Here is a 6,406-nt window from a genome sequence, read left to right on the forward strand (position 1 = left end):
ACAAATTAAAAATTTTAAGTTTGAGTAAAAATACCATTATAGTTTGTGCCTACAGCGTTTATCCTTACATTAAATCTAGTGAAGGAATTGTCAATAAAAATTGGTTTGACATCTTAGATAATCAAAAAGAAACAGCTACCTATTTACTTTCTACCAACACTAACATAGATGTTTTTACAGAAAATAAATCCGCAACTTTAAAGACTATTGAAAGTGCCAAACTTAAATTTATATATGATTTTTCATTCGCTAAAAAAAAGTCTTTTTATGGTTTTTTATACAGTATTGGTAATGTGATTTTTAAATTTTTTCACAAAAAAAATAATCTGTTAACTTGGTATCAAAAAAGATTGATTGACATCCAAAAAAAAAATATTCTTGAAATTATAAACCAAAAAGAAAATGTAATAGTGTGGGCACGAGTGTTACCTATGCTGTCTGTAATTCCTGTTCTTGAAGCTTACGCCAAAAAAAAATTTCCCTATATCGTCAACATCAATGATCCATTAGATTTAAATGCTGACCAATACAGTAGGCATGAAGAGCAAGTACTTCTTAAAACCATAGATAGTGCTCAATGTTGGACATTTCCTTCACAGCGATTGGCCAATATAATGATTGATAAATACAGCTTAGACAGCGCTAGATGTTTTGTTATTCCGCATGCGATGAGACAACAAGAGCAACTATACCACGGAAATAAACCCACAGATAGAAAATTAAAATTTGTTTATACTGGAACGTTTTATAAAAGTGCTTTTACCGAATCGTTTGGAAAAGATTTAAATAAATTTTGTAATACAACTCAAGCTAGTCAAGTAGAATTCACTTTTATTTTATCTCAATATGACGATTACTCACTGCTTTGGATAAAGAATAATATTCCATCGGCAACCATACATTTTAAACTTTCAAGAGAAGAGGTTTTAACGATAACTGCCCAAGCAGATTGTATGCTTATAGTAGATTCTGTTTTTCATCAAGACTTATTAAAAGGAAAGTTGATTGAGGCAATTTCTTTAGGATTACCCATTTTTGCAATAACCTATCCTAATTCGGTTATGGATAAAGTAACTATTGAATATGGAGGTTTTTCGGCATATCAAAATATTGAAGATTCTGTTTTTACTGTTTTTTTAGAAATTACAACCAAGCTAAGAAGTAAGAATTGGTGTGATCAATTTTCTATCAATAGACAATCTGTAATGCACAAAATTTCTGAAAAAAATATAGCAAAGGCAACCATAGAAATTGCTCAATTTGCCAATGATAGATTTTTATGGAAAGAAAAAATAAAGGTGCTGCAACCTAAAATTCCAACAGGATATAATTGGCCTTAAAAGAAGAAAATTATAATTTTTAAACTATTTTTGGAGTTTAAATTTAGGTGATTTTAATAAAAATGAAGTACAAAAAAATACTTTATATAAGTAGTAAATTTAGCAATTTAACTAATTCATAATGATGCATTCAAATCCATATATAATAGCCGAAATTGGCCAAGCTCATGATGGAAGTTTAGGAATGATTCATTCCTATATAGACGCTTTATCATTAACAGGTATAAATGCCATTAAGTTTCAAATGCATATTCCCGAAGCCGAAAGCAGTCAATTTGAGCCTTTTAGGGTTAAATTTTCTTATGAAGACGCAACACGATATGATTATTGGAAGCGCATGAGCTTTACTCTTGATCAATGGAAAGAAATAAAACAGCATTGTGACCTGGTAAATTTAGAGTTTTTGTGTTCTCCTTTTAGTAACTTAGCAGTAGATTGGCTAGAAGAAATTGGAGTAAAAAGATATAAAATTGGATCGGGCGAAGTTACCAACTTTCTAATTTTAGAAAAAATTGCCAAAACCAAAAAACCAATTATTCTTTCTTCTGGAATGAGTAGTTATTCCGAGTTAGATAAAACCGTTGCGTTTCTTAAAGAACTTAAAGTGAGCTATGCTATTTTGCAATGTACCACATCTTATCCTACATTACCAGAGCATTTTGGGCTAAATGTGATTCAAGAATTAAAAGAACGGTATCAAGTAGTAGTAGGTTTTTCCGATCATTCGGCAACCATAGAAACCTGTATTGCTGCAACAACTCTTGGCGCAGAGATTCTAGAATTTCATGTCGTTTTCGATAGAAGACAGTTTGGTCCCGATACTAAATCATCACTTACTATTGACGAAACTAAAAAATTAGTTGTAGCCGTTAACGCTATAAAAAAAGCATTAGACAACCCAATTGATAAAAATAATAACGACAGTTTTAAAGCGTTAAAACAAATTTTCGAAAAATCATTAGCAATCAATAAAACATTGTCAAAAGGACACATTATAACATTTGAAGATTTGGAAGCAAAAAAGCCAAAAGGATATGGAATTGATGCTTCACAATTTAATACTGTTATTGGTAAAAAGCTTATTTTTGACAAAAATCAATGGGATTTTTTAAATGAAGACGACCTACAATGAGTAAAAGAAAAATAGCAGTTGTTATAACTGCAAGACCATCTTATAGTCGCGTAAAAACCGTACTAAAAGCCATAAATAATCATCCAGAGTTAGAACTTCAATTAATTATTGCTGCTTCTGCATTGTTGGATAGATATGGATCGGCGGTAAATTACATCGAAAAAGACGGATTTACAATTCATGCTAAAGTTTTTAATGTTCTTGAAGGAGAAAATCTTACTGCTGCTGCTAAAACTACAGGAATTGGAATTTTAGAATTGTCTACAGTTTTTGACAACCTCAAGCCAGATGTAGTGGTAACAGTTGCAGATAGATTTGAAACCATGGCAACAGCAATTTCGGCTTCCTATATGAACATTCCTTTGGCTCACATTCAAGGTGGCGAAGTAACAGGTAATATTGATGAAAAAGTACGCCATGCAATTACTAAACTTGCAGATTATCACTTTGTAGCCTCAGAAAATGCCAAAGAAAGAGTGATTAAACTAGGTGAAAATCCACAATTTGTTTTCAATACCGGTTGTCCTTCTATTGATATTGCTAGCGAAATTGCAAAATATAATGGACTTACTTTTAATCCTTATCAAAAATATGGTGGAGTAGGTGCTCAACCAGATTTGTCTAACGGCTATTTGGTAGTAATGCAACATCCTGTAACTACAGAATATCAAGATTCTAGAAAACATATAAAAGAAACACTTACTGCAATTAACGAATTAAATATTCCTACATTGTGGTTTTGGCCCAATGTCGATGCTGGTGCAGATGGTACTTCTACTGGAATAAGAAGTTTTAGAGAAAAAAATAATATAAAAAATGTACACTTTTTTAAAAATATGGAAGGTGATGATTTTCTTGTTCTTTTAAACAATGCCATCGGATTGATAGGAAATTCTAGTGTAGGAATTAGAGAGTGCGCCTATCTTGGTGTGCCAGTTATTAATATTGGATCACGTCAAAACAAAAGAGATAGAGGTACGAATGTTATTGACGTTGAATATGATAAAAACCAAATTATTGAAGCCGTAATAAAAATTAGAGAAAACGGAAAATCTGCTGCTTCATCTGTTTACGGCGGAGGAAATGCAGGTGAAGAAATTGCCAATTTACTACAACAAGTACCACTTCAATTTCATAAAACAATCATGTATTAATGAAAATTTTAGCAATAATTCCTGCTCGTGGAGGTTCTAAAGGTGTTCCCGGAAAAAACATAAAACTTCTGGGCGATAAGCCTTTAATTGCCCATTCCATTCTGCAAGCGTTAGAAAGTAAATTAATTACTAAAACAATTGTTTCAACAGATTATCAAGAAATTGCCAATGTAGCGCTTCACTATAATGCCAATGTACCATTTATTAGACCACAACAATTGGCTAATGATACTGCATCTAGCATTGATGTAGTGATGCATGCCATAGCTTTTTTAGAAAATAATGGCGAGTTTTTCGATGCCGTTTGCTTGCTACAACCCACAGCTCCTTTTAGAGAAAAAGGTTTTATAGATAAAGCAATTTCAAGTTTTATTAACAGTAATTCAGATGCTTTAGTTAGTGTATTGGCAGTGCCTCATGAGTTAAATCCGCATTGGGTTTTTAAATCTAATGAAGATGGTTTATTGAAAATAGCAACAGGCGAAAAAGAAATTATTAAAAGAAGACAAGATTTGCCCAAAGCTTTTTATAGAGACGGATCAATTTATTTAACCAAAATTGAAACTATAAAAAAGGGTTCTTTCTATGGTAATTCTTTAAGTTACATAGAAAGCAATCCAAGTATGTATGTAAATATAGACACAATAGAGGATTGGAATAAAGCACAACAATTATTACCAACCATTTTATCTCAAATATAATGTGCGGAATAGCAGGAATTTTAGGATATAATGACTACAACAAAGAGCAAATGATAAAAATGCTCGATGTTCAAAAACACCGTGGTCCAGATGCTGTTAGTATTTATACTGATAAACCCATTATTTTGGGACACAATAGATTGAGTATAATAGATTTATCGGATACTGCCAATCAACCTATGATTAGTAATTGTGGCAATTATAGTATTGTTTTTAATGGTGAAATTTATAATTATCTAGAAATTAAACAAGAGTTAAAACTAGATTATCAATTCAAGACCAGTTCAGATACCGAAGTTTTATTAGCTGCATTTATTAAATGGGAAAAAAAAATGCTACACAAACTCAACGGCATGTTTAGCATTGCTATTTGGAATAAAAAAACCCAAAAATTGTTTGTTGCCAGAGATCGGTTTGGAGTTAAACCATTTTATTACACTTTTTTAAACAATCAATTTTATTTTGCAAGTGAAATAAAAACACTTTTTGCAGCCGGAATTGAAAAAGAAAAAAACACCAAAGTATGGGCCAATTATTTTGTTTCTGGAAGCTATGGTTTGCCCAATGAAACCTTCTGGAAAAATATACACCAACTAAAAGCAGGACATTTTTTTGAACTTGTTTTTTCTGAAAAACTTAACCATGAAAAGATAAATTTTTTTCAATGGTATGATTTTCCTGCAAGAATAGTACAAATAGCACAACAGCCAATAGCAACATTAAAACAACACTACCAACAACTTTTAATAGATTCTATACAATTACGCTTTAGAGCTGATGTTCCTCTAGGAATGAATGTAAGTGGCGGATTGGATTCTTCTACATTAATAAGTTTAGTACACCAACAATTACCTTCACAAAAATCAATTGAAGCCTTTACTTTTTATTCTAATAATGATGCTTATGATGAATTACCATGGGTAAATAAATTGATGCAATCTACACCTTATTTACTCAATAAAGTACTTTTAGAATATAAGGAAATACCTAGATTAATTAAAGAAGTTAGTTACTATCAAGACGAACCTTTTGGTGGTTTTCCCACATTAGCTTACAGTTTGTTGTTTAAAAGAGCAAGAGAAAAAGGAATAGTTGTAATTCTTGACGGACAAGGAATGGACGAAGCATGGGCAGGATATGATTATTACCACAACAATAGCAATAGCATTATTCAAGGTACAACCACAAGCCCAGTTAGACCCGAAGCAATTGATGTTGAATTTACAAAATTTGCCCAAAAAGAAAACTACCCAACTCCATTTGATAATCAATTGCAAAACCTACAATACCGTGATTTGTTTTATACTAAAATACCACGTGCCTTGCGCTTCAATGATCGTATTAGCATGATGCACAGCACCGAGTTGCGCGAACCATTTCTAGATTATAGACTTGTAGAACTTGCCTTTGCCCAATCTAACCAAATGAAACTTCAAAATGGACAAACCAAATGGTTGCTTCGTGATTTAGTAAAAAATAAACTTGGATCATCCATAGCATTAGCGCCCAAACGTGCCTTACAAACACCACAAAGAGAATGGATTTCTAACGAATTGAAAGATTATTTTACCAATCAAATTGAAGTTTTTTCTAATTTGGATTTTGTAAATAAAAAGAAAGTAAACCAAATTTGGAAAGAATACTTAAATGGAAATCAAGACAATAGCTTCTATATATGGCAGTGGATAAACACCGTTGAATAATTAACTGTTTTTTTTAAAATCTCTATGTGTAGTGTTAATAATTTTATTTAAGCATTTCATAACTTCATTTTTTTAAAATACATCTTCTTTTTCTGTAGTTTGCAAGGATTAGAGTTAAAAATAATCTTCACAAGCTATATTTTAACAAAATATTTTCAGGAGACTATGTTCAAGATAATAATTAATTCATTATAATATTTGATTTTTAACTCTAAAGTATTATAAAAATTCTTACTTTTGATTAGATATAATTCTTAATTTTTATTGTTATGATTCAAAATAAACTTTTTTTAATTACAATTATTACTGCTTTTGGAATAATTAGTACTGTTTCAGCGCAGAATAATCTAGTGTCAACTGTCTCAACAGCAACTCC

At 31.2% G+C, this 6,406-nt stretch carries 5 protein-coding genes; all 5 read left to right on the forward strand.

Translation table 11 applies throughout. From position 1 onward, the window contains the following. The first annotated feature begins 20 nt into the window (after nt 1–20). The 5 genes from ACH2CG_RS10455 to asnB all read left to right on the forward strand — a co-directional run bounded on the left by ACH2CG_RS10455 (nt 21) and on the right by asnB (nt 6,030). The gene (locus ACH2CG_RS10455) at nt 21–1,340 is read left to right on the forward strand and encodes a hypothetical protein (protein WP_395064904.1); all 1,320 of its coding nucleotides are present in this window, start codon (nt 21–23) and stop codon (nt 1,338–1,340) included. Between the two features lie 121 nt (nt 1,341–1,461). Next, nucleotides 1,462–2,472, forward strand: coding sequence for an N-acetylneuraminate synthase family protein (locus ACH2CG_RS10460; protein ID WP_395064906.1), 1,011 nt, complete (start codon nt 1,462–1,464; stop codon nt 2,470–2,472). After that, on the forward strand, nt 2,469–3,626 hold the full coding sequence (gene neuC / locus ACH2CG_RS10465) for a UDP-N-acetylglucosamine 2-epimerase (protein WP_395064908.1): 1,158 nt from the start codon (nt 2,469–2,471) through the stop codon (nt 3,624–3,626). The genes ACH2CG_RS10460 and neuC overlap by 4 nt, the downstream gene beginning before the upstream one ends. Continuing rightward, a complete protein-coding gene (locus ACH2CG_RS10470; RefSeq protein WP_395064910.1) occupies nt 3,626–4,327 on the forward strand; it encodes a cytidylyltransferase domain-containing protein in 702 nt (233 codons plus the stop codon). Before neuC ends, ACH2CG_RS10470 begins: the two co-directional genes overlap by 1 nt. Continuing rightward, nucleotides 4,327–6,030 (forward strand): asparagine synthase (glutamine-hydrolyzing), encoded by a 1,704-nt coding sequence (gene asnB, locus ACH2CG_RS10475; protein ID WP_395064912.1) that lies wholly within the window; start codon nt 4,327–4,329, stop codon nt 6,028–6,030. Before ACH2CG_RS10470 ends, asnB begins: the two co-directional genes overlap by 1 nt. The last annotated feature ends 376 nt before the right edge of the window (nt 6,031–6,406 follow it).

This window comes from Flavobacterium sp. (assembly GCF_043778725.1).
Taxonomy (GTDB): Bacteria; Bacteroidota; Bacteroidia; order Flavobacteriales; family Flavobacteriaceae; genus Flavobacterium.

What these genes read in the sequence shown, in the direction of transcription:
- ACH2CG_RS10460 (WP_395064906.1), top strand. Translation starts at nt 1,462, where the DNA reads ATGATGCATTCAAATCCATATATAATAGCCGAAATTGGCCAAGCTCAT.
- neuC (WP_395064908.1), top strand. Translation starts at nt 2,469, where the DNA reads ATGAGTAAAAGAAAAATAGCAGTTGTTATAACTGCAAGACCATCTTAT.
- ACH2CG_RS10470 (WP_395064910.1), top strand. Translation starts at nt 3,626, where the DNA reads ATGAAAATTTTAGCAATAATTCCTGCTCGTGGAGGTTCTAAAGGTGTT.
- asnB (WP_395064912.1), top strand. Translation starts at nt 4,327, where the DNA reads ATGTGCGGAATAGCAGGAATTTTAGGATATAATGACTACAACAAAGAG.